At 61.7% G+C, this 26587-nt stretch carries 26 protein-coding genes; 7 read left to right on the top strand and 19 right to left on the bottom strand.

The window, feature by feature from the left end:
• Positions 1-42: 42 nt before the first annotated feature.
• A complete protein-coding gene (locus CQW31_RS07090; protein ID WP_099814166.1) occupies positions 43-1356 on the top strand; it encodes an MFS transporter in 1314 nt (437 codons plus the stop codon).
• 56 nt (positions 1357-1412) lie between these two features.
• A complete protein-coding gene (recR, locus tag CQW31_RS07085) occupies positions 1413-2015 on the top strand; it encodes a recombination mediator RecR (protein ID WP_054884114.1) in 603 nt (200 codons plus the stop codon).
• 136 nt (positions 2016-2151) lie between these two features.
• On the opposite strand, the gene CQW31_RS07080 is transcribed toward recR, so the two are convergent.
• The 16 genes from CQW31_RS07080 to ccoN (CQW31_RS07000) all read right to left on the bottom strand — a co-directional run bounded on the left by CQW31_RS07080 (position 2152) and on the right by ccoN (CQW31_RS07000) (position 17687).
• Positions 2152-2700: an adenine phosphoribosyltransferase gene (locus tag CQW31_RS07080; RefSeq protein ID WP_054573138.1), complete on the bottom strand. Its 549-nt coding sequence runs from the start codon at positions 2698-2700 to the stop codon at positions 2152-2154.
• A gap of 55 nt (positions 2701-2755) precedes the next feature.
• Complete coding sequence (fnrA, locus tag CQW31_RS07075) at positions 2756-3490, bottom strand: Crp/Fnr family transcriptional regulator FnrA (RefSeq protein ID WP_054884113.1); 735 nt, start codon at positions 3488-3490, stop codon at positions 2756-2758.
• Positions 3491-3676: 186 nt separating this feature from the next.
• Positions 3677-5059, bottom strand: coding sequence for an oxygen-independent coproporphyrinogen III oxidase (gene hemN, locus CQW31_RS07070; RefSeq protein ID WP_054884112.1), 1383 nt, complete (start codon positions 5057-5059; stop codon positions 3677-3679).
• An 82-nt stretch (positions 5060-5141) separates the two neighbouring features.
• Positions 5142-5825: a sulfite exporter TauE/SafE family protein gene (locus CQW31_RS07065; RefSeq protein ID WP_099814165.1), complete on the bottom strand. Its 684-nt coding sequence runs from the start codon at positions 5823-5825 to the stop codon at positions 5142-5144.
• A complete protein-coding gene (gene ccoS, locus CQW31_RS07060) occupies positions 5818-6033 on the bottom strand; it encodes a cbb3-type cytochrome oxidase assembly protein CcoS (RefSeq protein ID WP_054884110.1) in 216 nt (71 codons plus the stop codon). Before ccoS ends, CQW31_RS07065 begins: the two co-directional genes overlap by 8 nt.
• Positions 6015-8486 (bottom strand): heavy metal translocating P-type ATPase, encoded by a 2472-nt coding sequence (locus tag CQW31_RS07055; RefSeq protein WP_099814164.1) that lies wholly within the window; start codon positions 8484-8486, stop codon positions 6015-6017. The genes ccoS and CQW31_RS07055 overlap by 19 nt, the downstream gene beginning before the upstream one ends.
• Positions 8487-8625: 139 nt before the next feature.
• Positions 8626-9156 (bottom strand): FixH family protein, encoded by a 531-nt coding sequence (locus CQW31_RS07050; protein ID WP_054884108.1) that lies wholly within the window; start codon positions 9154-9156, stop codon positions 8626-8628.
• Between the two features lie 17 nt (positions 9157-9173).
• On the bottom strand, positions 9174-10589 hold the full coding sequence (gene ccoG / locus CQW31_RS07045; RefSeq protein WP_054884107.1) for a cytochrome c oxidase accessory protein CcoG: 1416 nt from the start codon (positions 10587-10589) through the stop codon (positions 9174-9176).
• Positions 10590-10820: 231 nt separating this feature from the next.
• Positions 10821-11801 carry a cytochrome-c oxidase, cbb3-type subunit III gene (gene ccoP / locus CQW31_RS07040; protein ID WP_054884106.1) on the bottom strand — a complete coding sequence of 327 codons (981 nt, stop codon included), beginning with the start codon at positions 11799-11801 and terminating at the stop codon, positions 10821-10823.
• On the bottom strand, positions 11798-11989 hold the full coding sequence (locus CQW31_RS07035) for a CcoQ/FixQ family Cbb3-type cytochrome c oxidase assembly chaperone (protein ID WP_051101055.1): 192 nt from the start codon (positions 11987-11989) through the stop codon (positions 11798-11800). Before CQW31_RS07035 ends, ccoP (CQW31_RS07040) begins: the two co-directional genes overlap by 4 nt.
• A 5-nt stretch (positions 11990-11994) precedes the next feature.
• Positions 11995-12603, bottom strand: a complete 609-nt coding sequence (gene ccoO, locus CQW31_RS07030; protein WP_054884105.1) for a cytochrome-c oxidase, cbb3-type subunit II — start codon at positions 12601-12603, stop codon at positions 11995-11997.
• Entirely contained in the window at positions 12603-14045 is a 1443-nt protein-coding gene (gene ccoN, locus CQW31_RS07025; RefSeq protein ID WP_054884104.1) for a cytochrome-c oxidase, cbb3-type subunit I, read from the bottom strand. Before ccoN (CQW31_RS07025) ends, ccoO (CQW31_RS07030) begins: the two co-directional genes overlap by 1 nt.
• A 444-nt stretch (positions 14046-14489) precedes the next feature.
• Positions 14490-15431: a cytochrome-c oxidase, cbb3-type subunit III gene (ccoP, locus tag CQW31_RS07015; protein WP_054884103.1), complete on the bottom strand. Its 942-nt coding sequence runs from the start codon at positions 15429-15431 to the stop codon at positions 14490-14492.
• Positions 15428-15634, bottom strand: coding sequence for a CcoQ/FixQ family Cbb3-type cytochrome c oxidase assembly chaperone (locus CQW31_RS07010; RefSeq protein WP_054884102.1), 207 nt, complete (start codon positions 15632-15634; stop codon positions 15428-15430). The genes ccoP (CQW31_RS07015) and CQW31_RS07010 overlap by 4 nt, the downstream gene beginning before the upstream one ends.
• A gap of 6 nt (positions 15635-15640) precedes the next feature.
• On the bottom strand, positions 15641-16249 hold the full coding sequence (ccoO, locus tag CQW31_RS07005; protein ID WP_054884101.1) for a cytochrome-c oxidase, cbb3-type subunit II: 609 nt from the start codon (positions 16247-16249) through the stop codon (positions 15641-15643).
• Positions 16250-16262: 13 nt separating this feature from the next.
• Entirely contained in the window at positions 16263-17687 is a 1425-nt protein-coding gene (gene ccoN / locus CQW31_RS07000) for a cytochrome-c oxidase, cbb3-type subunit I (protein ID WP_054884100.1), read from the bottom strand.
• A 49-nt stretch (positions 17688-17736) separates the two neighbouring features.
• Between ccoN (CQW31_RS07000) and CQW31_RS06995 the strand changes: the two genes are divergently transcribed.
• From CQW31_RS06995 to CQW31_RS06985, 3 genes are all read left to right on the top strand, one after another.
• A complete protein-coding gene (locus CQW31_RS06995) occupies positions 17737-18429 on the top strand; it encodes an alpha/beta family hydrolase (protein WP_099814237.1) in 693 nt (230 codons plus the stop codon).
• Between the two features lie 655 nt (positions 18430-19084).
• Entirely contained in the window at positions 19085-21220 is a 2136-nt protein-coding gene (locus CQW31_RS06990) for a hypothetical protein (protein WP_099814163.1), read from the top strand.
• Positions 21217-22257, top strand: a complete 1041-nt coding sequence (locus CQW31_RS06985; protein ID WP_158238178.1) for an SUMF1/EgtB/PvdO family nonheme iron enzyme — start codon at positions 21217-21219, stop codon at positions 22255-22257. Before CQW31_RS06990 ends, CQW31_RS06985 begins: the two co-directional genes overlap by 4 nt.
• Before the next feature lie 532 nt (positions 22258-22789).
• On the opposite strand, the gene CQW31_RS06980 is transcribed toward CQW31_RS06985, so the two are convergent.
• Both CQW31_RS06980 and CQW31_RS06975 read right to left on the bottom strand, forming a co-directional pair.
• Entirely contained in the window at positions 22790-23074 is a 285-nt protein-coding gene (locus CQW31_RS06980) for a pyrimidine/purine nucleoside phosphorylase (protein ID WP_013973489.1), read from the bottom strand.
• Positions 23075-23148: 74 nt separating this feature from the next.
• The gene (locus tag CQW31_RS06975; RefSeq protein WP_054884095.1) at positions 23149-23700 is read right to left on the bottom strand and encodes an exonuclease domain-containing protein; all 552 of its coding nucleotides are present in this window, start codon (positions 23698-23700) and stop codon (positions 23149-23151) included.
• Positions 23701-23864: 164 nt separating this feature from the next.
• Here CQW31_RS06975 and CQW31_RS06970 point away from each other — a divergent pair, with 164 nt between their 5' ends.
• Positions 23865-24665 carry an ABC transporter substrate-binding protein gene (locus CQW31_RS06970; RefSeq protein ID WP_099814161.1) on the top strand — a complete coding sequence of 267 codons (801 nt, stop codon included), beginning with the start codon at positions 23865-23867 and terminating at the stop codon, positions 24663-24665.
• Between the two features lie 65 nt (positions 24666-24730).
• Positions 24731-25744, top strand: a complete 1014-nt coding sequence (locus tag CQW31_RS06965; RefSeq protein ID WP_099814160.1) for a GNAT family N-acetyltransferase — start codon at positions 24731-24733, stop codon at positions 25742-25744.
• 128 nt (positions 25745-25872) lie between these two features.
• Here CQW31_RS06965 and CQW31_RS06960 read toward each other — a convergent pair whose 3' ends face one another.
• Positions 25873-26403 (bottom strand): RNA polymerase factor sigma-70, encoded by a 531-nt coding sequence (locus CQW31_RS06960; RefSeq protein WP_054884092.1) that lies wholly within the window; start codon positions 26401-26403, stop codon positions 25873-25875.
• Positions 26404-26587: the final 184 nt, after the last annotated feature.

Here is a 26587-nt window from a genome sequence, read left to right as displayed (position 1 = left end):
TGCTGTGCTCGCCGACATAACATCAAAAATACGGAGACTCGAATGACGCCTTCCAGTGCAACCCCCTCAGCTACCCAGGGGCGTGGCCGAGCCTTGGTCGCCAGCCTTACCGGCAGCTCCATCGAATGGTTCGACTATTTCCTCTACGGCACCGCCGCCGCCCTGGTCTTCAACAAGCTGTTCTTCCCCACATTCGACCCGGTAGTCGGGCTGCTGCTGGCCTATCTGTCGTTTTCCCTGACCTTTTTTGTGCGGCCCATCGGTGGCGTGCTGTTTGCCCACATCGGCGACCGCATCGGGCGCAAGAAGACCCTGGTCATCACCTTGTCACTGATGGGCGGCGCAACCGTGCTGATCGGTTGCCTGCCAACCTATGAGCACATCGGCGTGTGGGCGCCGGTGCTGCTGATCACCCTGCGCGTGATACAGGGCCTGGGCATTGGCGGCGAGTGGGGTGGTGCGCTGCTGCTGGCCTATGAATACGCCCCCGCCAATCGCAAAGGCCTGTTCGGAAGCGTGCCGCAGGTGGGCGTGACAGTGGGTATGCTGCTGGCGACCATGGCCGTAAGCCTGATGGCCATGCTGCCGGAGGAGCAGTTCATGAGCTGGGGCTGGCGTGTGCCGTTCGTACTCAGCGCCGGGCTGGTGTTCCTCGGCCTGTGGATTCGCCACGGTCTGGACGAAACGCCGGACTTCAAGAAAGCCAAGGCTTCCGGCAACGTGGCGAAAATGCCGCTGGTCGAAACCTTGCGCAATCACTGGCGCGAAGTGCTGATTGCCGCTGGCCTGAAAGTGGTGGAAACGGCGCCGTTCTATATTTTCTCGACCTTCGTTGTCAGCTACGCGGTCACCACGCTGGGTTACGACAAGGTCAGTACCCTCAATGCAGTGATGGTCGGCGCGGCGGTCGCGTCGCTGATGATCCCGGCCATGGGCTGGCTGTCGGACAAGGTCGGGCGCAAGGCGGTGTACATCGCCGGCATTCTGCTGATCGCTGCGTTCATCGTGCCGTACTTCAAGCTGCTTGACACCCGTACCACCTGGGGCCTGATGCTGGCGACCGTGATTGCCTTCGGCGTGCTGTGGGCACCGGTGACCGCCGTGCTTGGAACCATGAGTTCGGAAATCTTCTCCACTCGGGTGCGTTACACCGGCATCACCCTGGGTTATCAGCTGGGCGCTGCCCTGGCTGGCGGTACCGCGCCGTTGATCGCCACTTTCCTGCTCAGCCGCTACAACGGCAGCTGGCAACCGGTGGCGCTGTACCTGCTGGCGACGGTGGCCATCTCGCTGGTGGCGGTGCTGGCCGTGCGTTCGGGCAAGGGTGACAAGCCTGGCGATCCAGCGTTGATTTGACGCAACAGGCACTGGTGGGTATAAACCGGCTCTTATTGATTTGTCAGGCCTTACCCATGAGCTTCAGCCCCCTGATCCGCCAACTGATCGACGCCCTGCGCACCCTCCCGGGCGTCGGCCAGAAAACCGCCCAGCGCATGGCCCTGCAGCTGCTCGAACGTGACCGCAGCGGCGGCCTGCGCCTGGCCCAGGCGTTGAGCCAGGCCATGGAAGGGGTAGGGCATTGCCGCCAGTGCCGCACCCTGACCGAGCAGGAGCTGTGCCCGCAGTGCAGTGACCCGCGCCGTGACGACACGCAGCTGTGCGTGGTGGAGGGGCCGATGGATGTCTATGCGGTGGAGCAGACCGGCTATCGCGGGCGTTACTTCGTGCTCAAGGGGCATTTGTCGCCGCTCGATGGCCTGGGGCCTGAGGCGATCGGAGTGCCGCAGCTGATGGCGCGGATCGAAGAGCAGGGCAGCTTTACCGAGGTGATCCTGGCGACCAACCCGACCGTGGAAGGTGAGGCGACGGCGCATTACATTGCCCAGTTGCTGAACGAGAAGGGGCTGGTGGCGTCACGGATTGCTCATGGTGTGCCGCTGGGCGGGGAGCTGGAGCTGGTAGACGGTGGCACCCTGGCCCATGCCTTTGCCGGGCGCAAGCCGATTTCGCTGTAATTTCGCGGGGCTGCGTCGCAGCCCATTCGCGGGCACGCCCGCTCCCACAGGTGCAGTGTTGCCCTCAGGCCTGCGGTAATCCTGTGGGAGCGGGCGAGCCCGCGAATGGGGCGCAAAGCGCCCCCAAATCAGAACCTCAGTATTCGCTCAGGGAAAACTCGGTCAGGCAGAAGGTCGGCACCCCGGCCGCCTGCAGCCGGCGCGAGCCCTCCAGCTCTGGCAGGTCGATGATCGCCGCCGCCTCGAACACCTGCGCCCCGGTGCGGCGCACCAGGTTGGCGGCCGCCAGCAGGGTGCCGCCGGTGGCAATCAAGTCATCGAAGATCAATACCGAATCGCCTTCGCACAGGCTGTCGGCATGCACTTCCAGGAAGGCTTCGCCGTACTCGGTCTGGTAGCCCTCGCTCAATACGTCAGCCGGCAGCTTGCCCTGTTTGCGGAACAGGATCAGCGGCTTGTTCAGCTGGTGGGCGATGATCGAGCCGATCAGGAAGCCGCGTGCATCCATGGCGCCGATGTGGCTGAACTCAGCCTCGACATAACGCTCGATGAACTGGTCGGCCACGTAACGCAGCCCGCGCGGCGACTGGAACAGCGGGGTGATGTCGCGAAAGATCACGCCGGGCTTGGGGAAGTCCACTACCGGGCGGATCAGGGCTTTGAGGTCGAAGGCGTCGCTGTGCATTGTTGCGGGTATCCTGGGAAAACGAATGCCCAAGTATACCCGCTAAACGCTGGTCTCAGGCCTCCATTGCACCGCCGGCCAGCGCGCACAGCTGGATCGGGTCGAGGATGTGCACTTCCTTGCCTTCGGCGCGAATCAGGCCGTTCTGCTGGAAGCGGGTGAATACCCGCGACACGGTTTCCACCGCCAGGCCCAGGTAGTTGCCGATTTCGTTGCGCGACATGCTCAGGCGGAACTGGTTGGCCGAGTACCCGCGGGCGCGGAAGCGTGCGGACAGGTTGACCAGGAACGTTGCGATGCGTTCGTCGGCGGTCTTCTTCGACAACAACAGCATCATCTGCTGGTCGTCGCGAATTTCGCGGCTCATCACCCGCATCAACTGGCGACGCAGCTGCGGCAGTTGAACGGAGAGCTCATCGAGGCGCTCGAAGGGGATCTCGCAAACCGAGGTGGTTTCCTGGGCCTGGGCCGACACCGGGTAGGCCTCGGTGTCCATGCCGGACAGGCCGACCAGCTCGCTGGGCAGGTGGAAACCGGTGATCTGTTCTTCACCGCTGTCGCTCAGGCTGAAGGTCTTGAGGGCGCCGGAGCGTACGGCATAAACCGAGCCGAAATTGTCACCCTGGCGGAACAGAAACTCGCCTTTTTTCAGCGGGCGTCCGCGTTTGACGATCTCATCCAGTGCATCCATGTCTTCGAGGTTGAGCGAAAGAGGCAGGCACAGGGGGGCCAGGCTGCAGTCCTTGCAGTGGGCCTGGTTGTGGGCGCGCAGTTTGACTGGCTCGGACATTTGAATCGATCCTTGTGGGAAAACACACATAAGTCGTAAGGGTAACTCACGACCGAGGGTGTAGGCCAGCCTGCGCTACTTTGAAGCGAACTGGCGAAACCCCGGCGGAAAACTGCCGGGAGTCCTTGTCAGCCCATAGTGTGCCTGCCCTGGAGGGCTTGTCCATGTGGTCGATTGACTCCGTGATCAGATTACCCGTGAGAAGCGCTGGCGGTTGTGCATCGCCAGGTAGGCATCGAACACCATGCACACCGAGCGCGCCAGCAGGCGCCCGGCCGGAAGGATACGGATGCCCTTGTCGTCCAGGCTGATCAGGCCATCGCGCTGTAGAGCCTGCAGTTCTGGCCAGAGGTCGTCGAAATAGCCGCGAAAATCGATGGTAAAGGCTTCCTCGATCGGTGCGAAGTCCAGTTCGAAATGGCAGATCAGCTGCTGGATCACGGCCCGCCGCAGACGGTCGTCGTGGTTGCAGACCAACCCGCGCTGGGTCGCCAGCTGGGCATTGGACAGGGTGTCCTGGTAGGTATTGAGGTCGCTGCTGTTCTGGCAGTAAAGGTCGCCAATCTGGCTGATCGCCGAAACGCCCAGGCCGATCAGGTCACAATGACCGTGGGTGGTGTAACCCTGGAAGTTGCGCTGCAGGGTGCCTTCTTCCTGGGCAATCGCCAGTTCGTCGTCGGGCAGGGCGAAGTGGTCCATGCCGATGTAGCGGTAGCCGGCGGCTGTCAGCTGTTCGATGGTGTTGCGCAGCATCTCGAGTTTGACTGACGGTGCCGGCAGGTCGTTGCCATCGATGCGCCGCTGCGGCATGAAGCGCTCGGGCAGGTGGGCGTAGTTGAACACCGAAAGACGGTCGGGTTGCAGGCGGATCACCTCGTCGACGGTGCGGGCGAAGCCTTCCACGGTTTGTTTCGGCAAGCCGTAGATCAGGTCGAGGTTGACCGAGCGAAACTGCAGGGTGCGGGCGGCCTCGATCAGGGTGCGGGTCTGCTCCAGGCTCTGCAGGCGGTTGACCGCACGCTGAACGGCCGGGTCGAGGTCCTGCACGCCAAGGCTGACACGGTTGAAGCCCAGTTCGCGGAGCAGGCCCATGGTCGACCAGTCGGCTTCGCGCGGGTCGATCTCGATGCCATAGTCGCCGGAGTCGTCATCCAGCAGGTTGAAGTGCTGGCGCAGGGTGGCCATCAGCTGGCGCAGTTCGACGTGGCTGAGGAAGGTCGGCGTGCCGCCGCCGAAATGCAGCTGCTCAACACGCTGTTTAGGGGCCAGGTGGCAGGCGATCAGCTGGATCTCCTGCTCCAGGCGTTGCAGGTAAGGCGCAGCGCGGCCGCGGTCCTTGGTAATGACCTTGTTGCAGGCGCAGTAATAGCAGATGTTGGCGCAGAACGGCACGTGCACGTACAGCGACAGCGGGCGCACGGCCCGGCGGCTCTCGCGCAGGGCGTGGAGCAGGTCGAACGAACCTACCTCGCTGTGCAGTTGCACGGCGGTCGGGTAGGAGGTGTAGCGTGGGCCGGCGAGATCGTAGCGGCGGATCAGGTCGGCATCCCAGCTTAGGTCGGCGAGCATGTGGGAGTCCCCGGATGATGCAGCAGTGTCCGGAGTCTATGACTGTCTGTAGGAATGTGTGTTGATTTGTATCAAGCGTCCATCAGTGGCCCATGAGCAAATGCTGGTGCGGGCCGGGCAAGGTCCAGATACCAAACAGCACCACCAATACACCACCGGCCACGCGCACACTACGCCGTCTCAACACGGCGTTTACCCGCTCCGCCGCCAAGCCGGTGGCGAGCAAGATGGGCCATGTGCCCAGCCCGAATGCCAGCATCAACGCTGCGCTGTAGCCGGCGTTGCCCTGGCTGGCCGCCCACAGCAAGGTGCTGTAGACCAGGCCGCACGGCAACCAGCCCCACAGTGCCCCCAACAGCAGTGCACGGGGCACGCTGGAGACCGGCATCAGGCGCGAAGCAGCTGGCTGGATGTGCCGCCACAGCCCACGGCCCAGTGCTTCGATACGGGTCAGGCCGCTCCACCAGCCGGCCAGGTACAGCCCCATGGCGATCAGCAGCAGCGCTGCCACCACGCGCAAGGCCATGGCCGCCGGGCTGCTGGCTAGTGCCCAGCCAGCCAGGCCGAGCAGCAGGCCGGCGCAGGCATAGCTGAGGATACGCCCCAGGTTGTAGGCCATCAGCAGGCGCAGGCGCCGGCCGCGTTGCTCGGGGGGAATGGCCAGGGTCAGTGCGCCCATCAGGCCGCCGCACATGCCCAGGCAGTGCCCGCCGCCGAGCAGGCCGAGCACCAGTGCCGAGCCGAGCAGGGGAAGCAGGTCAGGCACGGGGTGGTGTTTCCTTGTCGTCTGGCGTTGCGCTTTCTTCGGGTTTGACGGCCGCCTGGTGGCGCGGGTCCTGTTCATCGAACAGGATGCTGTGGGCCGGGCTTTCGAGGTCGTCGTACTGGCCGCTGTCCACCGCCCAGAAGAAGATGTAGACGGCCACGCCAACCAACAGCAGGGCAGCAGGGATCATCACATAGAGGGCGGGCATGGCGACTTCCTTCCGTAAGCGGCTGTGTCGTTCGCCGCCAGGCCTGCCACCGCCGGCAGGCGGGTCAGGCGCAGGGCATTGAGCACCACGATCAGCGAACTGACCGACATGCCGATGGCCGCCCAGACCGGGGTGATCCAGCCAAGCGCCGCGAACGGCAACATCAGGCCATTATACAGGGTTGCCCAGAGCAGGTTCTCGAGGATGTTGCGGCGGGTTCGGCGGGCCAGGTCGAAGGCCTGCACCAGTGCCTGCAGGCGGTTGGACAGCAGCACCGCATCGGCGCAGGTCTTGGCAAGGTCCGTGGCGCTGCCCATGGCGATGCTGATGTCGGCAGCCGCCAGCACCGGCACGTCGTTGACCCCGTCACCGAGCATCAGCACCTTGCGCCCGGAGGCCTGCAGTGCCTTGAGCCGATCGAGCTTGTCATCCGGGCGCAGGCCACCGATAGCCTGGTCGATGCCCAATTGGGCGGCCACCTCGGCAACCATCGGCGAGCTGTCACCGGACAGCAGCAGGGTACGCCAGCCTCTCGCCTGGCAGGCAGCGAGCAGGGCGGGGGCGTCGTCGCGCAGGCGATCATCGAGGCCGAACCAGGCGAGTGGCCCTTGGCGGTCGCCCAGTAGCAACCATTGGCCACGCGGCTCCGGCACGCTGGGGATCTCGGCGCCGCTCAAGGCGCAGACGAACGTGGCCTGGCCGATGCGCAACGGTTGGCCGTCGACCCGGCCTTCAAGGCCGAGCCCGGCAACTGTCTGCACATCATCGGCGGCGGCGGCGGTGCGGCCGAAGGCGCGCGCAATCGGGTGCTCGGAGCGGTTTTCGAGGGCGGCGGCAAGGGCCAGGCAACGGTCGGCCGGCAGCGTTGCCAATGGGCGGATGCTGCGCAGGGTCAGGCGGCCCTCGGTCAGGGTGCCAGTCTTGTCGAAAATCACCGTGTCGATCTGGTTCAGGCCCTCGAGTACATGGCCACGGGTTACCAACAGGCCGAGCTTGTGCAGCGTTCCGGTGGCGGCAGTAAGCGCGGTCGGGGTGGCCAGCGAGAGCGCGCACGGGCAGGTCGCCACCAGCATGGCCAGGACGATCCAGAAGGCCCGCCCCGGGTCCAGGTACCACCACCACAGGCCGATGGCTGCAGCGGCCAGCAGCGAGAACAGCAGGAAATACTGCGAGGCGCGGTCGGCAATTTCCGCCAGCCGTGGCTTTTCCGTCTGTGCACGCTCAAGCAGGCGGACGATGGCCGACAGCCGCGAGTCATGGCCTAGCGCTTCGACCTCAACGTTCAGTGTGCTCTCGACGTTCAGCGTGCCGCCGGTGACGCGCTCGCCGACGCGCCGTGGTTGCGGCAGGTACTCGCCGGTCAGCAGCGATTCGTCGACGCTTGAGCGGCCGGCGACGATGCGCCCATCGGCCGGGATCACTGCGCCGGGCAACACCTGCACGGTGTCGCCACGCTGCAATTCGCCGAGCAGGATGCGTTCGGCCTGCCCGCAGCTGTCCAGGCGCAGGCACGAGGCCGGTAGCAGGTTGACCAGCTGCGCGGTGGCTGCGGCCGTGCGCTCGCGGGCGCGGCGCTCGAGGTAGCGGCCGGTAAGCAGGAACAGTGCGAACATGCCGACGGTATCGAAATACAACTCGCCGCTGCCGGTCACGGCCGTCCAGATACCCGCGCCGAAGGCCAGGCCGATAGCCAGCGACACCGACACGTCCATGGTCAGGTGGCGGGTGCGCAGGTCGCGCGCGGCGCCTTTGAAGAATGGCGCGCAGCTATAGAACACGATGGGAATGGTGAGGAACAGTGCAACCCAGCGCAGGATGGTGTGCATTTCCGGCGACAGGTCGATGTTGAACTCCGGCCAGGTGGCCATGGTTGCCATCATCGCCTGGAACCACAGCAGGCCGGCCACGCCCAGCCGGCGCAGGGCGCTGCGGTTGTCCATGGCAAGCTGTTCGGCGGCCTGGTCGGGCTGGTACGGGTGGGCGGCGTAGCCGATCTGACGCAGTTCGGCGAGCAGCCGCGACAGCGGCAGCTGGTGGTCGTCCCAGTTGAGCAGCAGGCGGTGGTTGGACAGGTTCAGGCGGGCTTCGGCGACGCCGGGCAGATTGCGCAGGTGCTTTTCGATCAGCCAGCCGCAGGCGGCGCAACTGATGCCTTCGACCAGCAAGGTCGCCTCGGCCAGGTCGCCCGTATGGCGGACGAAATGCTGCTGCACATCGCTGCGGTCGTACAGGGCCAGCTCATCTTGCAGTTGCTTCGGCAGTGCCTCGGGGTTGGCGCTGCTGTCGCTGCGGTGTTGGTAATAGTGTGCAAGGCCGCTGGCGACGATCGACTCGGCCACCGCCTGACAGCCGGGGCAGCAGAACTGCCGGGGCTCGCCGAGGACCACGGCGGTGAAGCGGCTGCCGGCGGGGACGGGCAGGGCGCAGTGGTAGCAGGGGGTGGGTTGGGTCATAAGGCGAACACGGCTGGTGGGGCAGATGATATACCCTGTGGGAGCGGGCTTGCCCGCGAATGCGGTTGATCAGGCAATGATGTTTTCAGGTCTGGCGCATTCGCGGGCAAGCCCGCTCCCAAAGGGAATGATGATGTGGCTATTGCTGGTGTTCGGCTCCCTGGAGCGCTTCATCGCCTAGCTGCAAGGTCACGCCATGCTCGACCTTCTCTTCCTCGAACAACCGCCATACATGCTCATCCTGGCTGCCCAGCAATTCGACGAACCGCCGCCCGTCGACCTTGTCTTCCAGCTGCCCTACGTAACGCCCGCTCGCTACCTTGCTGAGCAGCACCTTGCGGTCCTTGTCCGGCTGGGTCGGCGAAATCAGGTTGAGCTCCAGGCTTTGCGGGTCGCTGTTGCCGCTCAGGCGCACCTCCACCTCGCCGGTCAGCTCATCCAGGTGCACGCTGGCCTTGAGGTTGAGGGTCTGGGCCAGCAGCTCGCGGTCCAGCGAACGGTTGATGCCTTTGCCCGCTTCGTAGTAGTTGTCGTTGACCAGGTTGTCCGGATTGCGCACGGCGATGCTGACCATGGTCAGGCTCAGGCACACCGAGGTGGTCAGGATGCCGATGATGATCCAGGGCCAGAGGTGCTTGTACCAAGGGCTGGCGGCGGTGGCGGCAGGCATTGTCAGTGTTCTCTCTGTCAGCGGATCTGTGGGCCGATGAAGCGGCTCTTGGCTTCAACCTTGGCAGCACTGTCGTCGGCGCTGTGGAGGATGAAGGTGATTTCGTTGGTGGTGGATGGCAGCTTCTCGGGCGCAATCGACAGCTGTACCGGCAGGCTGACGATATCGCCGGCGGCCACGCGGATCTCGCGCTGGCCTTCCAGGCGCAGGTCAGGCAGGCCGGTGGCGTCCAGCACGTAGACGTGGTCGCGCTGGTCCTTGTTCATGACCTTGAGGCTGTATACGTTCTCGATCCGGCCTTGGCCGTTCTCGCGGTACAGCACGCGGTCCTTGCTGACGTCGAAACCGACCAGCGAACGGGTGGCGAAGGCCGTGCCCAGGGCAATGATCATCACCAGCAGCACCACGGCATAGCCGATCAGGCGAGGGCGCAGCATGTGGGTCTTCTGGCCCGAGAGGTTGTGCTCGGTGGTGTAGCTGATCAGGCCTTTGGGGTAGTTCATCTTGTCCATGATGCTGTCGCAGGCATCGATGCACGCCGCGCAGCCGATGCATTCGATCTGCAGGCCGTCGCGGATGTCGATGCCGGTGGGGCAGACCTGCACGCACAGGGTGCAGTCGATGCAGTCGCCCAGGCCCTTGGCCTTGTAGTCGATGCCTTTCTTGCGCGGGCCGCGGGTTTCGCCACGGCGCGGGTCGTAGGAGACGATCAGGGTGTCCTTGTCGAACATCACGCTCTGGAAGCGCGCATAGGGGCACATGTACACGCACACCTGCTCGCGCAGCCAGCCGGCGTTGCCGTAGGTGGCCAGGGTGAAGAAGCCGACCCAGAAGTAGGCCCAGCCATCGGCTTCGCCGGTGAAGAATTCGGTGAGCAGTTCGCGGATCGGCGAGAAGTAGCCGACGAAGGTCATGCCGGTGACGAAGCCGATCAGCAGCCACAGGCTGTGCTTGGCGAACTTGCGCAGGAACTTGTTGCCGCTCATGGGCGAGCGGTCGAGCTTCATGCGCTGGTTGCGGTCACCCTCGGTGACTTTTTCGCACCACATGAAGATCCACGTCCACACGCTTTGCGGGCAGGTGTAGCCGCACCACACGCGGCCGGCGAATACAGTGATGAAGAACAGGCCGAAGGCGGCGACGATGAGAATGCCTGACAGCAGGATGAAGTCCTGGGGCCAGATGGTGGCGCCGAAGATGTAGAACTTGCGTTCCGGCAGGTTCCACCACACGGCCTGGTGACCACCCCAGTTCAACCACACGGTGCCGAAATAGAGCAGGAACAGCACGGCCCCGCCGACCATCCGCAGCCTGCGGAAGATGCCGGTGAAGGCGCGGGTATAGATTTTTTCGCGAGAGGCGTAGAGGTCGACGGAATCCTTCCCTTTGTTGGCAGGCGGGGTGACGTCATGTACCGGAATTTGCTTGCTCATCATCAAGTCCCACGGCAGTGGAGAAACGCCGCGGCCAGTGCGTGCCGGCCGCGGTCTCGCGCATGCTGCTAGCGCTATGCGATCCATGATACGCCGCTGGTGGCGGTATGGGATCGCGCTGCGACCTTTAGTCGCGTTGGGTTCGTGGTATGAATCGTGATAGGGCGGGTGTCAATTGATCCAGGTCATCTTGTGCTGCTTTTGCCGGCCTCTTCGCGGGCTTGGCCTGCCTTACTCGGCCTGCTGGGCCGCCTCCGGCTGGTGCGACAGGCTGTACACATAAGCTGCCAGCAAGTGCACCTTGTCATTGCCCTGCAGCTGTTCCTGGGCCGGCATCTGCCCCTGGCGGCCATAGCGAATGGTCTGCTGCAGCTGGGCAAAGCTCGAACCGTAGATGAACGCCTGCGGGTGGGTCAGGTTCGGCGCGCCCATGGCCGGGGTGCCCTTGCCCTCAGGCCCGTGGCAGGCCACGCAGTTGGCGGCGAACAGCTTCTGGCCGTTGTCGGCATCGGCCTTGGCGCCTTCCGGAAGGCTGCGGCCATCGAGCTTGCTGGTGACGAACGCGGCGACATCGGCAACGCCCTGTTCGCCCAGCACGTCACCCCAGGCTGGCATCACGCCGTGGCGGCCGCCCATGATGGTGGTCTTGATGGTTTCCGGCTCGCCGCCCCAGCGCCAGTCGTTGTCGGTCAGGTTGGGGAAGCCATAGGCGCCCTTGGCATCGGAGCCGTGGCACACCGAGCAGTTCGAGGCGAACAGGCGTGCGCCCATCTTCAGCGCTTGCGGGTCCTTGGCGACCTCTTCGATCGGCATCGCCGCGAACTTGGCGAAGATCGGCCCGAAGCGTGCGTTGGCCTTGGCCATTTCCTTTTCCCACTCGTGCACGCCGGTCCACCCCGGCTGGCCGTTGGAGAATTCGGTCTGCTTGTCGTTGTCCAGGTACGAATAGCCCGGCAGGATGCCTTTCCAGTTGCCCAGGCCCGGGTACAGCACCAGGTAGCCGAGGGCGAAGACGATGGTGCCGACGAACAGCCAGAACCACCATTTCGGCAGCGGGTTGTCGTACTCCTCGATGCCATCGAAGGCATGCCCGACGGTTTCGTCGGTGACCTCTTCGCGCTGGCCCTTGCGGGTCGACAGCAGCAGCCAGGTCAGCGAGAAGATGGTGCCCAGGGTCAGGACGGTAACGTACAGACTCCAGAAGGTTGTCATTGTTGTTTGCTCCCAGAAGCTTTTGCTTGCTCGACGTGCTTGCTGGCCTCGGGATCATCCGCGAAGGGCAGCTGGGTCGCTTCGTCGAAGTCCTTCTTGCGCCGTGGGTTGAACACCCACAGCGCCAGGCCCACGAAGGCCACCATCACCACGACGGTGCCCAGGCCGCGAATCATCCCGATATCCATCAGCGTCACCGTTTGCTTTTGATGATGGTGCCAAGACCCTGCAGGTACGCGACCAATGCGTCCATTTCGGTCTTGCCCTTGACCGCGTCGCGGGCGCCGGCGATGTCGGCGTCGCTGTAGGGCGTGCCCAAGGTACGCAGCACTTCCAGCTTCTTCGCGGTGTCCTTGCCATCGAGCTTGTTCTCGACCAGCCACGGGTAGGCCGGCATCTTCGATTCCGGCACCACGTTGCGCGGGTTGTACAGGTGCGCGCGGTGCCAGTCATCGGAGTAGCGGCCACCGACGCGGGCCAGGTCCGGGCCGGTGCGCTTGGAACCCCACAGGAACGGGTGGTCCCAGACGCTTTCGCCAGCGACCGAGTAGTGGCCATAGCGTTCGGTTTCGGCGCGGAACGGGCGGATCATCTGCGAGTGGCAGCCAACGCAGCCTTCACGGATGTAGATGTCGCGGCCTTCGACTTCCAGCGCGGTGCGCGGCTTCATGCCTTCGACCGGCTTGTTGGTGACGTCCTGGAAAAACAGCGGGACGATCTGGGTCAGGCCACCGACGCTCACGGCGATGACCATGAAGAAGGCCAGCAGGCCTATGTTCTTCTCGACGGCTTCATGCTTCATCAGTGCGCTCCCACGACGACGATCTTGGCGGCTTCCTCGGCCTGTACCGGGTTGGCGGCACGTACGGTACGCAACACGTTGTAGGCCATCAGCAGCATGCCGGTGGCGAAGAACGCACCGCCCAGGGCACGGACGATATAGCCAGGGTGGCTGGCCTGCAGGGCTTCGACGAACGAGTAGGTGAGCGTGCCGTCATCGTTGATGGCGCGCCACATCAGGCCCTGGGTGATGCCGTTGACCCACATCGAGGCGATGTACAGCACGGTACCGATGGTCGCCAGCCAGAAGTGCGCGTTGATCAGGCCGACGCTGTGCATCTGCTCGCGGCCGTAGAGTTTCGGGATCATGTGGTAGACCGCGCCGATCGAGATCATCGCCACCCAGCCGAGCGCACCGGCATGCACGTGGCCGATGGTCCAGTCGGTGTAGTGCGACAGCGAGTTGACGGTCTTGATGGCCATCATCGGGCCTTCGAAGGTGGACATGCCGTAGAACGCCAGCGACACCACCAAAAAGCGCAGGATCGGGTCGGTGCGCAGTTTGTGCCAGGCGCCCGACAGGGTCATCATGCCGTTGATCATGCCGCCCCAGCTCGGTGCCAGCAGGATGATCGACATCACCATGCCCAGCGATTGCGCCCAGTCCGGCAGCGCGGTGTAGTGCAGGTGGTGCGGGCCCGCCCAGATGTACAGTGTGATCAGTGCCCAGAAGTGGACGATCGACAGGCGATAGGAGTAGATCGGCCGTTCAGCCTGCTTGGGCACGAAGTAGTACATCATCCCGAGGAAGCCGGTGGTGAGGAAGAAGCCCACCGCGTTGTGGCCGTACCACCACTGGATCATCGCGTCGGTGGCACCGGCATAGGCCGAGTACGACTTGAACAGGCTCACCGGCAGCGAGATATGGTTGACGATGTGCAGCATCGCGGTGACCACGATGAAGGCGCCGTAGAACCAGTTGCCGACATAGATGTGCTTGGTCTTGCGCTTGACGATGGTGCCGAAGAACACCAGCCCGTAGGTGACCCAGACGATGGCCAGGAGGATCGCCAGCGGCCATTCGAGCTCGGCGTATTCCTTGGTGGTGGTGAAGCCCATCGGCAGGGTGATCAGCGCGCCGACGATCACAGCCTGCCAACCCCAGAAGGTGAAGGCGGCCATGCTGTCGGAGATCAGCCGGGTCTGGCAGGTCCGCTGCACCACGTAGTAACTGGTGCCGAACAGCGCACAGCCACCGAAGGCGAAGATGACCAGGTTGGTGTGCAGCGGGCGCAGGCGGCCGAAGCTGGTCCAGGGCAGGTCCAGGTTCAGTTGTGGCCACACCAGCTGCGAGGCGATGAAGACGCCCAGGCCCATGCCAAGGATCCCCCAGACCACCGTCATGATGGCGAACTGGCGGACGACCTTATAGTTATAAGCAGTCGGACTGATTGCTGTGCTCATGCTAAGGTTCCACGGTTTTGGTGTTCTTGTTGGTCGAAAAAATCGGCGCCAGTATCGATAACCGCGTGGGTTATGCAACGCAAGGATCCATGCGCCGACCCGTGTCCATGCCCTTTCGCCGGTGTCCCGCGGCGATAGGGTCGGGACGATTGTACACAAATAAATATTTGTAATGTGTACCGTTTTTCACCTTTTTCTGATCGATTGGTCAAGCTTTTTCTGCGGGCGGCATCAGGCTGTGCGCCGCGTCTGCTTCGGACCTTTCGGAGCGAAGCCGCTGTGGCAACAAGCTTAGTTCTGTTCGGAGGGGGTGCAAGGGAGGGGTGGAGCGGGGAGAGGGGCTGCTGTGCAGCCCATTCGCGGGCTCGCCCGCTCCCACAGGTACGGCGCTGCCTTCAAATGTGGCGCAGAACCTGTGGGAGCGGGCGAGCCCGCGAAGGGGTGTTACTTGGCTGTCAGGTCTGGCGAAGCTTGATTCTGCGACAGGCTGTACACATAGGCTGCCAGCAAATGCACCTTGTCATTGCCCTGGATCTCCGCCTGGGCCGGCATCTGCCCCTGGCGCCCATAGCGAATGGTCTGCTGCAACTGGGCAAAGCTCGATCCATAGATGAACGCCTGCGGATGGGTCAGGTTCGGCGCGCCCATGGCTGGGGTGCCTTTGCCTTCAGGCCCGTGGCAGGCCACGCAGTTGCCGGCGAAGATTTCCTTGCCCTTGACCGGGTCGGCCTTGACCCCTTCCGGGAGGCTGCGGCCGTCGAGGTTGGTCAGCACGAAGGCGGCGACATCCGCCACACCCTGTTCGCCGATCACCTCGGCCCACGCCGGCATCACGCCATGGCGGCCATTCATGATCGAAGCCTTGATGGTCTCCGGCTCGCCGCCCCAGCGCCAGTCGTTGTCGGTCAGGTTGGGGAAGCCGTAGGCGCCCTTGGCATCCGAGCCGTGGCACACCGAGCAGTTGGAGGCGAACAGGCGGCTGCCCATTTTCAGCGCCTGTGGGTCCTTGGCAACTTCCTCGACCGGCATGGCCGCGTACTTGGCGAAGATCGGGCCGAACTTGGCGTCGGCCTTTTCCATCTCCTTCTGCCACTCGTTGGCACCGGTCCAGCCATTCTCGTAGCCCGGCAGGATGCCTTTCCAGTTGCCCAGGCCCGGGTACAGCACCAGGTAACCGGCACCGAACACCAAGGTGCCGACGAACAGCCAGAACCACCACTTGGGCAGCGGGTTGTCGTACTCCTCAATGCCGTCGAAGCTATGCCCCATGGTCTGGTCGGTGGTGCTGTTGCTCTGGCCCTTGCGGGTCGACAGCAACAGCCACGCCAGGCCGATCAGGCTACCAATGGTCAGTACGCTGATGTAGGTACTCCAGAAGGTGGTCATTGCGCTTTGCTCCTCACAGCCGCAGTCATGGCAGCAGGTTCCTGCCCGGCGGGGGGCAGGCGGTCGTCGACGAAGGGCAGCAGGCGCGCTTCGGCGAAATCATGGTCGCGGCGACGGTTGAACACCCACAGTGAGAGGCCGATGAAGGCGATCATCACCACCAGGGTGCCCAGGCCACGGATCATGCCGATGTCCATTTCCATGGTGGTTTACCTCTTGTTCTTGATGGCGGTGCCAAGCACCTGCAGGTAGGCGACCAGCGCGTCCATCTCGGTCTTGCCCTTGACCGCGTCACGGGCGCCGGCAATGTCCTCGTCGGTATACGGCACGCCCAGGGTGCGCAGGGTGCGCATCTTGGTGTCGGTATGGCTGTTGTCGACCTTTTCGGCGACCAGCCACGGGTAGGACGGCATCTTCGATTCCGGCACCACGTTGCGCGGGTTGTACAGGTGCGCGCGGTGCCAGTCATCGGAGTAGCGGCCACCGACGCGGGCCAGGTCCGGGCCGGTGCGCTTGGAGCCCCACAGGAACGGGTGGTCCCACACGCTTTCGCCAGCGACCGAGTAGTGGCCGTAGCGTTCGGTTTCGGCGCGGAACGGGCGGATCATCTGCGAGTGGCAGCCCACGCAGCCTTCACGGATGTAGATGTCGCGGCCTTCCAGTTGCAGTGCGGTGTAGGGCTTCATGCCTTCGACCGGCTTGTTGGTCACGTCCTGGAAGAACAGCGGGACGATCTGGGTCAGGCCGCCGATGCTCACGGCAAACACCATCAGCAAGGCCAGGAGGCCTACGTTTTTCTCGATGACTTCATGTTTCATCAGTCAGGTCTCCTCAAGCCAGCTGGGCATTCGCAGGGGCGGCGTCGAGCGCCGGCGAACGCACGGTGCGCCAGGTGTTCCAGGCCATCAGGAACATGCCGCTGAGGAAGATCGCGCCGCCGACGAAGCGCACGATGAAGCCTGGGTGGCTGGCCACCAGGGTTTCCACGAACGAGTAGGTGAGCGTGCCGTCGCTGTTGACTGCGCGCCACATCAGGCCTTGGGCGATGCCGTTGACCCACATCGAGGCGATGTACAGCACGGTGCCGATGGTCGCCAGCCAGAAGTGCGCGTTGATCAGGCCCAGGCTGTGCATCTGCTGCTTGCCGAACACTTTCGGGATGGTGTGGTACAGCGCGCCGATCGAAATCATCGCCACCCAGCCGAGAGCGCCGGCGTGCACGTGGCCGATGGTCCAGTCGGTATAGTGGGACAAGGCGTTGACCGTCTTGATGGCCATCATCGGGCCTTCGAAGGTGGACATGCCGTAGAACGCCAGCGACACCACCAGGAAACGCAGGATCGGGTCGCTGCGCAGTTTGTGCCAGGCCCCCGACAGGGTCATCATGCCGTTGATCATGCCGCCCCAGCTCGGCGCCAGGAGGATCAGCGACATCACCATGCCCAGCGACTGCGCCCAGTCCGGCAGGGCGGTGTAGTGCAGGTGGTGGGGACCTGCCCAGATGTACAGGGTGATCAGTGCCCAGAAGTGAACGATCGACAGGCGATAGGAATACACCGGGCGCTCGGCCTGCTTGGGCACGTAGTAGTACATCATCCCGAGGAAGCCGGCGGTGAGGAAGAAGCCTACCGCGTTGTGGCCGTACCACCATTGCACCATGGCGTCGGTGGCACCGGCGTAGACCGAGTACGACTTGGTCAGGCTGACCGGCAGTTCCAGGTTGTTGACGATGTGCAGCAGTGCCACGGTGAGGATGAAGGCGCCGAAGAACCAGTTGCCGACGTAGATGTGCTTGGTGGTGCGTTTCATCAGCGTGCCGAAGAACACGATGGCGTAGCTGACCCAGACGACGGTGATGAGGATGTCGATCGGCCATTCCAGCTCGGCGTACTCCTTGGAGCTGGTGTAGCCCAGCGGCAGGGTGATGGCCGCCAGCAGGATCACCAGCTGCCAGCCCCAGAAGCTGAACGCCGCCAGTTTTGGCGCGAACAGGGTGGTCTGGCAGGTGCGTTGCACCGAATAATAGGAGGTGGCGAACAGCGCGCAGCCGCCGAAGGCAAAGATCACCGCATTGGTATGCAGCGGTCGCAGGCGGCCGAAGCTGGTCCAGGGGAGGTCGAAGTTGAGGGAAGGCCAGGCGAGCTGGGCGGCGATGAAGACGCCGAGCCCCATCCCGACTATTCCCCACACCACCGTCATGATGGCGAATTGGCGGACCACCTTGTAGTTATAGGCGGTACTGCTGGTTGTGTTCATGTATGGGTTCCCATCCACGGTTATTGGCAGGCTTTACAGCGAGGCAAGCATGAGTAATGGGCAAAGTGCCGGTATTGACGGGGATCAATGGGCGCAAGTCGGAAATGTCCCAGGCTTGCGCTGCGATCCTCCGCGAAATGGGGGGGAAGGGCGTGCGTCCGCGTGCCTGATCCTGGCCCATGGCGCAGGTGCGCCGATGGACAGCGAGTTCATGACTGAGATGGCGCAAAGGCTGGCGGCGCTTGGGGTCGGGGTGGTTCGCTTCGAGTTCCCCTACATGGCCGAGCGGCGCAACGGCGGCGGCAAACGGCCGCCCAATCCGCAGAAGGTGCTGCTGGAATGCTGGCGCGAGGTGTACCGGCAGGTGCGACCTTTGGTCGCGGGCAGGTTGGCCATTGGCGGCAAGTCGATGGGGGGGCGCATGGCCAGTCTGCTGGCCGACGAACTGGAAGCGGATGCGCTGGTGTGCCTGGGGTATCCGTTCTATGCGGTGGGCAAGCCGGAGAAGCCCCGGGTCGAGCACCTGGCCGAGCTGAAGACACGCACGCTGATTGTTCAGGGGGAGCGCGATGCGCTGGGCAATCGGGAGGCGGTGCAGGGGTATGCGCTGTCACCGGCGATCGAGGTGAGCTGGCTGGTGGCGGGGGATCATGACCTGAAGCCGCTGAAGGCTTCGGGGTTCAGCCATGAGCAGCACTTGCAGGCGGCGGCGGAGCGGGTTGTGGCTTTTTTACAAAAATAGCGGTGGGATTTCGTACATTGATCGCCGCCGAATCTAATCAAATCCGGGCTTACTTGTAGGAAAAACTACCCTGCTATGTGGGAACCTTCCTAATCGCCTGCCTCGCATGGACTATCAACAAATTACAGGCCAATGTAAACGGAAATTCTTCTCCTTTCGGCGCCAAGTTGTCGCAGATGAGTTGGGAAATGCAGTTTCCGTTCAGGGGTCGTTATGTCTGAAACCGTACGCTTGATCTTCAACCATAGCCAACACATCCATGGTGATGCCTCTGCGGACTTCGTATGGGGTGATAACTGGGCTCATGCGTCTGTCCGCTTCCTGCGATGAAACCACCCTGGAACCACACCTGGCCCTGGTCGGGTGTGGCAAGCAGTACTGCATCTACCAGCCCCCGCCTGTTGGCAGAAGATGGTAGCGAGGGCTACTCGTTACGAGCTTGATTCACAGGCTCTCAAACTGAGGATGGAGTGAACATGGAGTCCACCAACGATAGCCAGGCAGAAGCACCGCCCGCAGAAGGGGTGATCAGTAGAGAGGGCACTGTAGTGGTTGCCTACCAGAAAGCCGCGCATGCTACTTCCGCCCCGACACCGAAGAGCTGGTATTCCTTGCCGGCATGGAGGCCGGCAGGTTTGAAACGCACTGGCGTGGCATGCAGGCCAGCATCAGCAACTTCCACGAGGCGCAAGCCAGGTATCAGGAAGTGCTTGAGGCCTACATGGCCGGTTCGCTGAAAGGCCTTTCGGCGATGGCGCGGGACCAACACGAAATCGCAATTGCCGCTGCCGAAGACAATGTGGATGAACACCGCAAGGCGATACACGAGAAGCTGGGCACATTCTCGCAAAGCGGCATGGCCTACGAGGATGTGGTCGAACTGCTGCCGATCATAGGCCAGAACAGCAAGGGCAAGCGGGGCAAGAAGCCCATTCGCTATGCCTATGTCAAAAAGAGTTATTACGACGAAAACAAACAGGGAGGAAAGCTGAGCAGCAAGTCGCTCAAGGCCAAGGACAAGAAAACCGGCCAGCAAAGTTTTATCCGCAAGGACAAACGCGGCAATACCCGCATTGACACGCAGCTGTTACGGCAACAGTTGCAGAACCTGGAGTGGCCAAAGCTGAAGCTCGAGCTGGCCGACGTGCTGAAGTGGGCCGGTACTGACTTCAACCCGGAGGACTTGCAAATCGACCGCACGCTGTTCGACTGGGCGGAAAGCTGGAACGAAAGTGCAACGACCAGCGGCGCGGTGCTTGGTAGCGAGAATATCGATTTTTCGGCCGGTGCCCAGTTCATGCGCCTGGTTTCCAATGTGGGCGCCAGTGCCGATTTCGACCCCGCCAAGGGCCAGGCAGCGGTCAATGTCGGTGCCAAGGCCAGCTTCTCCATTGCCTCGGCAACGGTTGGCACTCAGGCCTACGTACCGGATCGCCTGGGCTGGTCGCTGGCCTATGCCCACGGTGATGGCCAAACCTTCGACATGGGCCGGATGCGCCTGTTGATCGAACCGGAGCTGACCGGCTTCATCGGCGGCTCGGTAGTGCTGGAAGGCCAGTTGCAGGTCGTGGTCAAAGGCGACAAACAGATGCTGGCCGGCCAACCGGGTGGGCGGCTGCCGCGCTTCGAAACGCGGCGCACCAAAGCAGCTGTGTTTCACCAGCAGATGGACGCCGAAGACGAGGGACTGAAGCTTACCGGTCAGGCATTTGCAGGGGCTCGGGCAGAGGGCAGCCTGAAAGGCAGCTTGCAGTGGTTGAAACCGGCGGGGCCGATCGACCCGGAGTACTGGACCGCGGGCATGCTGATGTCCAGTGGCGAGTTCACGGACTTTTGCACGATTGCGCCAAATATTGGCGGGTTGGCAGGCGTTGGCGCGAGTGGGAAGTTTTACTGCACCTTTATCAACGGCAAGTTTTGCTTTCATGTCGCAGCCAGCCTGTGTTGGGGCTATGGGGCCAAGGGCGGGCTTTTATTTGAGGTAGGTACCAATTCGATTGCGGAGTTTGGTGCGTGGTTGGTGTATCAGCTTCATCGATTGGACTATGGGTTCTTTTCTATCGTTGATGAGGATGCATTTGCTATTTATAGCAAGGCATCTGTGATTAGCCTGGTGGGTCCAGTGGTTGATGTCTATTTGCAATATGCAAACTATGCCGAAAATCTATTGGGTGTATCCCTTAAGCTATCTGAAGACTTGGTTGAGTTTGCTGGTGGTTATAAGGATAGGGTTGCAGCCTCTCATCGAAGAAATGCGTTGGCGAAAAGTACAATTTCTCGTCGGTTTGAATTGCTTGCCTATACCCCGGAAGCAAAGGGGATCTTGATATATCTGCTGACTAGACATGGCAAGCTGGATTATATGGATCCTGATAATATGGGGTCAAACCTTGTCCCTGATTTATTTCAGCGGCGGAAAGAAGCAGTGATTTGGGTTTTGAGAAGTATTCAAACTCTTGTGGAGTGGAGAAAGGTGCTTTGCCACGTAACAGTTGATGGAAGTAGTCAGGCAGGCGAGGGGGATGAGGCAACTGTAGAGAAACGACAAGAGCAGAGTTTGGTGGAGTTTCTACAAATCGGGTTCGATCGTGACGATGATCTTCGCAAGGCGAAAGGGGAGCTTTATGCTATTCGAAAAAGTATCAGATTGGAAAGCAGTTGGGGGTATGCGCTTGTTATGAATAACACCGAATACTACAGACTGAATTACGGTGTTAATCCCAATTTTCCTAATCGCTGCAATTTTGGCCCTGGTTGTAGTGAATTGGATTTCAGATGGGGAGAGGTATGAGAAAGTATTTGGGTGTTGGGTTCGTTGTGGTGGCTGCAACGTCTAGTGGATGCGATCAGAAGGTCGAAAGTAATTCGGTTGCTGCTCCGCAAGTGAATCCTAAAAAGCTTGAGGCTTTTATCGAGAAGGTTGTTGAGCGGCAAGTATTTGTTGAGGGTGGGAAATACCTGATGGGGGATTTCGGTGCTGAGTATGGACTGGAAGGGATTCATTATGATGCTAATGTGAACAGTAAACCACTTCATGAAGTGGAGCTTAGTAGCTTTTCCATGTCGAAATTCAAGGTGACGAATGAGGAGTATGGTTTTTATTTGATGGCAAACCAGCTGCCATTAGTTGAAGGTGAAGGTGTGGATTATAAGCGTTTTATGCTCATGCGTAGTGAGCAAAAGCTTCCTGCGCACGTCGATTGGCACGAGGCTGAGAGGTACTGTAGTTGGCTTGGCACTGTAAGTGGACTTCCATTCTCATTGCCAACTGAGGCCCAATGGGAGTACGCCGCTCGGAGCAGAGGGCAATTTCTTGCGGTCGCCACGGATGATGGCACTTACAAGATCACCGATGAGTTGTATAACCGTGACGGAAGTGGAGGGCCACAAGGTATCAATATTTCCACGACCAGGGATAGAAAAGAGTTTGTCAAAGCAATGGGTTGGAAAGTTGATAGTCTGATATCACTCCCGGTTGATCAATATCCACCCAATCCATTGGGGATGTATGCTATGTCTGACAACGGCTTTGAGTGGGTGAGTGACTGGTATGATCCAGACTATTACCGCACCTCTCCTGTGTTGAACCCACAGGGGCCAACTGCGCCTGTTTATAAAGGAGAAGAAACGGGTAATAGGTATGCCAAAGTCATGAGAGGTGTTGAAGTTGCTGATGCGCGTTGGGGAGGAGGTTTTAATGTTCGGCGCCGGTACAGTCCCCCTGATGCAACCACGAAAAATTTGTTTCGGGATAAAGATATTCGCATAATTACCGATAAAACCGCTCGGTGCGTCATAAACAGCCCTGTTCCTGTCAGTCGAGGTTAGGTCGTCATGTTTGCAGATGTTTCAGGGCGAAAACGCGTAATGCAAGTGATAAATGCGCCAAGGTGATGACCGGTGTTGATTATACCAATGTACATTGGGGGAGGGTTTGATGCTCAGCGTCGGTATTGTACTCCAGATGCACCGAGGCAGAGTTTTTAGCAGGAGAGGGACATTCGCGTAATTACCGATATAACTGCTCTTTGCGTCGTGAATACCCTGTACCTGTCAGTCCAAGATAAAACCTGAGTGGATGTACAGACGTGCAGCTTGTCCAGGCGCACACGGTCGGTTTGTTGAGTTGCGGTGTTTTATCAACAGTTGGAATCGCAGGTCGAGGCGCTGAGTCTTGCTGGTGAGGCTTTTGCTGGCGCTTGAATGCAAGGCATCCTGGAGGGGAATGCCAGTCAGTAAAGGCACATTGGGGCCGCTAGGCAGCCCCAAATTGCTTAACTGATTTACCTGAAGATAGTTAGCAGGGGTTGAAGCCGGCAGGGCCGATTGACCCTGAACACTCTCACCCTGCTTGGGCAGATTAGTCGCGGTACTCGCACAGGTAGGCGGTATCCACTTTCACCTGCAGCTGGAACTTGCTGTCGGCCGGCACGTTGAACTTGTCGCCAGCGTTGAAGGTTTCCCAGTTGTCGCTACCCGGCAGTTTCACGGTCAGGGCGCCGGACACGACATGCATGATCTCGCGCTTGGCGGTGCCGAACTCGTATTCGCCCGGGGCCATCACGCCCACAGTGGCAGGGCCTTCTTCGCCTGCGAAGGCGATCGACTTGACGGTGCCGTTGAAGTACTCGTTGACCTGGAACATGGGCGACTCCTGAACAATGGGGGTGAAAAAGGGCTGGCCAGTATGCCCAAGCCCATTCGCCCCGTCATCTGCTTTCAGGTGCCGTTCGCAGGCAGGCTCAAGGGCAGCAGGCGTGCGGTGTTGCGGGCATCCTCCAGGGCCCGGTGCTGCTGCCCGCAAAAGTGCATGCCCGCCAGTTGCAGCGCGCCATTGAGGCCGGCCGGGCGCTGCAGGTGGCGAGCCTTGGCGAAGCGCTGCTTGAGGTTGATGTGCGGCAGCTCGCGCAGCAGGCTGTCGACCTCATGCTGGCGCCATTCCTGCAACAGCTGTTGGCGGTCGTAGTCGCCCCAGCTGACCCAGGCCTGCAACTGCTCGCGGTGGTGCCCCAGCCAGCGCTCGAAACGCTCCCACACCTCCGGGAATGCTGCGGCGCTGTCGACACTGGCCTGGCTGATGTGCGTAAGCTCGCGGCAGAACGGTGTCAGCTGCGGCCGACGCCGGGGCCGCACGAAGCGCTGGAAGTGGTCCACTTCGCGGCCTTCGCGGGTCACCAGGCTGGCGCCGATTTCAATGATTTCCATCTCTGTGACCGGCCAGCCACCGTCATCGGTGGTGGCTTCCAGGTCGATCACCAACCAGTGGCCCATACCAGGCTCCCTCGCCATACATGCCAAAGCAGCGTAGCCAATGTCTGGCCACACGGCATCCCCTGGCAAAATGCCCTCACTTTGGCATAACCGGCAGTTGTGCCTCGTCGGGAAAACGCCTAGCTTAAGCGCAACCTAGGTATGAACCGTAATGAGCGTCCGTTTTGACTCCAGCGTCCGGCCTGAAGTTGCTCTCCACCTTGATGATGCTGGCTGCGGCTTGGCTGGCGGCGCCGGCGTGGGCCGACGATGCCATTGAGGTGAAGATCGGCGCTGCGCATTTCCCGCCTTATACCGTGCGCCCCGAGCAAGGCGCCGATACCGGCTTGCTGCCCCAGCTGGTCGAGGCCTTGAACCGCTTGCAACCGGACTATCACTTCGTCCTGGTGCCCACCTCTATCCAGCGGCGCTTTGGTGATTTCCAGCAAGGCCGCACAGACATGGCGATCTTCGAGAACCCCGAATGGGGCTGGCAGCAGATCCCTCACCAGACGGTGGACATGGGCCTGGAGGATGCCGAAGTGTTCGTCGCCAGGAAGACCAACGGCCGCGACCAGCATTATTTCGACAATCTGAGCGGCAAGCGTCTGGCGCTGTTCAACGGCTATCACTACGCATTTGCCAACTTCAATTCCGACCCCAACTATCTGCGCAAGGCCTACAACGCAACGCTGACCTATTCCCACGACAGCAACCTGCTGATGGTCCAGGCCGGCCGCTCCGACATTGCCCTGGTGACACGCTCCTACCTGAGCGACTTTCTGGCCCGCAACCCCGACAGCCTCGACCAGCTGGTCGCCTCGCAGCGCATCGACCAGGTCTACCACCACTATGCGTTGCTGCGTCCTGGTGCTCCGATCACTGATCAGAAGTTCGCCGAATTGCTGCGTCGTTTGCGCGACAGCGGCGAACTGACGCGCATCTTCCTGCCCTACCGGATCACCGTCGCCGCGCCGAACGACTAAATTCCCCGGTCATGGCCACGTCCTGACAAGTGAGCCTTTCTTTCGTTATTTCGTGAGCCAAGACCATGCCGTTCGATGCCGCTTCGCAGCCCCTGTACCTCCCACGCTGGCGCAGCCTCGATGCCGAGGAGGATGACTGCCGGTTGAGCCTGTCCCTTGAAGGGCGCCCATTGATCCAGCTGCGTCTGGAGCCGGGTGATCCGCTGCATGTGCATGTGCAGAGCCTGTGTCCGGAGCGCCCACAGCAGGCGATATGGGCTGCCTGCTATTGGCTGTTGTCGCGCGATCCGGCTCGCCAGCGCCTGGCTGTACATTTGCCCACGAGTATTGCGCAAGCTTTGGCCAGCGGCTTGCTGGTGGCCGGCGAAGTCGCCGGCGTCTACTTGTGCGAGCGCGCCTTGTTCTGGCAGTTGCCGCAGCCATGGCTGGGTAGTTCGAGCGGCGATGTCTACCCGCAGCAGATGCAGTTCAGCAACGGCAAGCGCCACCCGCGCCGGGCACCCAAGCCGCGTGGCGAGGTGTATCGCCGCTTCGATGCGCGGCTGGGTGCCTGGGTGTCGTTGCGCACCCTGGAAGTCGACCAGGACCTCGAGCGCTTCAACCGCTGGCAGAACAACCCGCGGGTGGAAAAGTTCTGGCAGGAGGCGGGCTCGTTGGAGCAACACCGCGAATACCTGACGAAGCTTGAGGCCGACCCGCATACCCTGACCCTGATCGGCTGCTTCGATGACCAGCCGTTCGCCTACTTCGAAGCGTACTGGGCCAAGGAGGATCGCATTGCGCCGTTCTATCCGGCCGATGATTACGACCGTGGCATCCACATGCTGGTGGGTGAAGAGGCGCACCGGGGCCCGCACAAGGTCGCCAGCTGGCTTTCGGCGCTGGTGCACTACCTGTTCCTGGACGACCCGCGCACCCAGCGGGTGGTGGCTGAGCCCCGTGCCGACAACGGCAAGATGATCGGCTACATGCACGATCAGTGCTTCCATTGCGACAAGGAATTCGACTTCCCGCACAAGCGCGCGGCGCTGATGATTCTGGGGCGGGAGCGGTTCTTCGATCGCTGCAAACTGGTTTGAGATCGCCGGGGCCGCTTTGCGGCCCTTTCGCGACACAAGGCCGCTCCTACAGAAATGCGCGATTCCTGTAGGAGCGGCCTTGTGTCGCGAAAGGGGTGCGAAGCGCCCCCGGCAATCCCAAACAGTACTCAGGCCTGCCGGCTGGCCGTCTTGCGGCAGTGCACCAGGGCATCGCGGATCATGAAGTTGACCAGGGTCGGTGAAACCCCCAGTTCCTTGGCAATGTCCTTCTGCGGCACGCCGTGCAGGCGGTACATCTCGAAGGCATAGCGGGTGCGCTGGGGCAGTTCGTTGAGTGCCTCGGCGATGTGTTCGAGCGCCGCCAGGTTGATGTGCGTGGCTTCGGGCGAAGCGTTCGGGATGACCACGTTCAGGCCTTCCTCTTCGCTGCCGGAGTACTTCAGCTCCATCGCCTGCTTGCGGTAGTGGTCGATGGCCAGGTTGCGCACGATCTGGAACAGGTAGCTGAGCTGAGCCTTGAACGACGAGGTGATCTGCGGGGCGGCGCTGAGCCGGAAGAATGCATCCTGCACCACGTCCTCGGCGCGCGAGCGGCAGCCGGTGATGCGCGCCGCAATCTTGACCAGGATGCTGCGGTTGTCGACGAATGCCTGGAGTAATGGTGAATCGCACTTACTTGTGGATAGTTGTTCCGCCATGGAAATCACCTTGTCTCGAAGGGGGGAGGGAGCACCCCTTGAGGGGAAGCTTCCTACGACGTGCGACAAGCTATTCATAATGATAATGATTGTCAAATACGAAAGTTAATGAGTTTCTATTCGTTTCAGTTCTAAAGCGAGCGACGTGATGCAGTTCACCTTGTACCCCCGTTGACGCTGCTAA

The sequence above is a fragment of the Pseudomonas sp. 382 genome (genome assembly GCF_002759075.1).
GTDB classification, from domain to species: Bacteria; Pseudomonadota; Gammaproteobacteria; order Pseudomonadales; family Pseudomonadaceae; genus Aquipseudomonas; species Aquipseudomonas vlassakiae.
The sequence above is the reverse complement of the archived record's forward strand: the minus strand, read 5'-3'. Positions and strand labels throughout refer to the sequence as shown.

Coding starts and splice junctions, on each gene's coding strand:
- CQW31_RS07090 (WP_099814166.1), top strand. CDS start 43: ATGACGCCTTCCAGTGCAACCCCCTCAGCTACCCAGGGGCGTGGCCGA.
- recR (WP_054884114.1), top strand. CDS start 1,413: ATGAGCTTCAGCCCCCTGATCCGCCAACTGATCGACGCCCTGCGCACC.
- CQW31_RS07080 (WP_054573138.1), bottom strand. CDS start 2,700: ATGCACAGCGACGCCTTCGACCTCAAAGCCCTGATCCGCCCGGTAGTG.
- fnrA (WP_054884113.1), bottom strand. CDS start 3,490: ATGTCCGAGCCAGTCAAACTGCGCGCCCACAACCAGGCCCACTGCAAG.
- hemN (WP_054884112.1), bottom strand. CDS start 5,059: ATGCTCGCCGACCTAAGCTGGGATGCCGACCTGATCCGCCGCTACGAT.
- ccoS (WP_054884110.1), bottom strand. CDS start 6,033: ATGCCCGCCCTCTATGTGATGATCCCTGCTGCCCTGCTGTTGGTTGGC.
- CQW31_RS07055 (WP_099814164.1), bottom strand. CDS start 8,486: ATGACCCAACCCACCCCCTGCTACCACTGCGCCCTGCCCGTCCCCGCC.
- CQW31_RS07050 (WP_054884108.1), bottom strand. CDS start 9,156: ATGCCTGCCGCCACCGCCGCCAGCCCTTGGTACAAGCACCTCTGGCCC.
- ccoG (WP_054884107.1), bottom strand. CDS start 10,589: ATGAGCAAGCAAATTCCGGTACATGACGTCACCCCGCCTGCCAACAAA.
- ccoP (WP_054884106.1), bottom strand. CDS start 11,801: ATGACAACCTTCTGGAGTCTGTACGTTACCGTCCTGACCCTGGGCACC.
- CQW31_RS07035 (WP_051101055.1), bottom strand. CDS start 11,989: ATGGATATCGGGATGATTCGCGGCCTGGGCACCGTCGTGGTGATGGTG.
- ccoO (WP_054884105.1), bottom strand. CDS start 12,603: ATGAAGCATGAAGCCGTCGAGAAGAACATAGGCCTGCTGGCCTTCTTC.
- ccoN (WP_054884104.1), bottom strand. CDS start 14,045: ATGAGCACAGCAATCAGTCCGACTGCTTATAACTATAAGGTCGTCCGC.
- ccoP (WP_054884103.1), bottom strand. CDS start 15,431: ATGACCACCTTCTGGAGTACCTACATCAGCGTACTGACCATTGGTAGC.
- CQW31_RS07010 (WP_054884102.1), bottom strand. CDS start 15,634: ATGGAAATGGACATCGGCATGATCCGTGGCCTGGGCACCCTGGTGGTG.
- ccoO (WP_054884101.1), bottom strand. CDS start 16,249: ATGAAACATGAAGTCATCGAGAAAAACGTAGGCCTCCTGGCCTTGCTG.
- ccoN (WP_054884100.1), bottom strand. CDS start 17,687: ATGAACACAACCAGCAGTACCGCCTATAACTACAAGGTGGTCCGCCAA.
- CQW31_RS06995 (WP_099814237.1), top strand. CDS start 17,737: ATGAGTAATGGGCAAAGTGCCGGTATTGACGGGGATCAATGGGCGCAA.
- CQW31_RS06990 (WP_099814163.1), top strand. CDS start 19,085: ATGCAGGCCAGCATCAGCAACTTCCACGAGGCGCAAGCCAGGTATCAG.
- CQW31_RS06985 (WP_158238178.1), top strand. CDS start 21,217: ATGAGAAAGTATTTGGGTGTTGGGTTCGTTGTGGTGGCTGCAACGTCT.
- CQW31_RS06980 (WP_013973489.1), bottom strand. CDS start 23,074: ATGTTCCAGGTCAACGAGTACTTCAACGGCACCGTCAAGTCGATCGCC.
- CQW31_RS06975 (WP_054884095.1), bottom strand. CDS start 23,700: ATGGGCCACTGGTTGGTGATCGACCTGGAAGCCACCACCGATGACGGT.
- CQW31_RS06965 (WP_099814160.1), top strand. CDS start 24,731: ATGCCGTTCGATGCCGCTTCGCAGCCCCTGTACCTCCCACGCTGGCGC.
- CQW31_RS06960 (WP_054884092.1), bottom strand. CDS start 26,403: ATGGCGGAACAACTATCCACAAGTAAGTGCGATTCACCATTACTCCAG.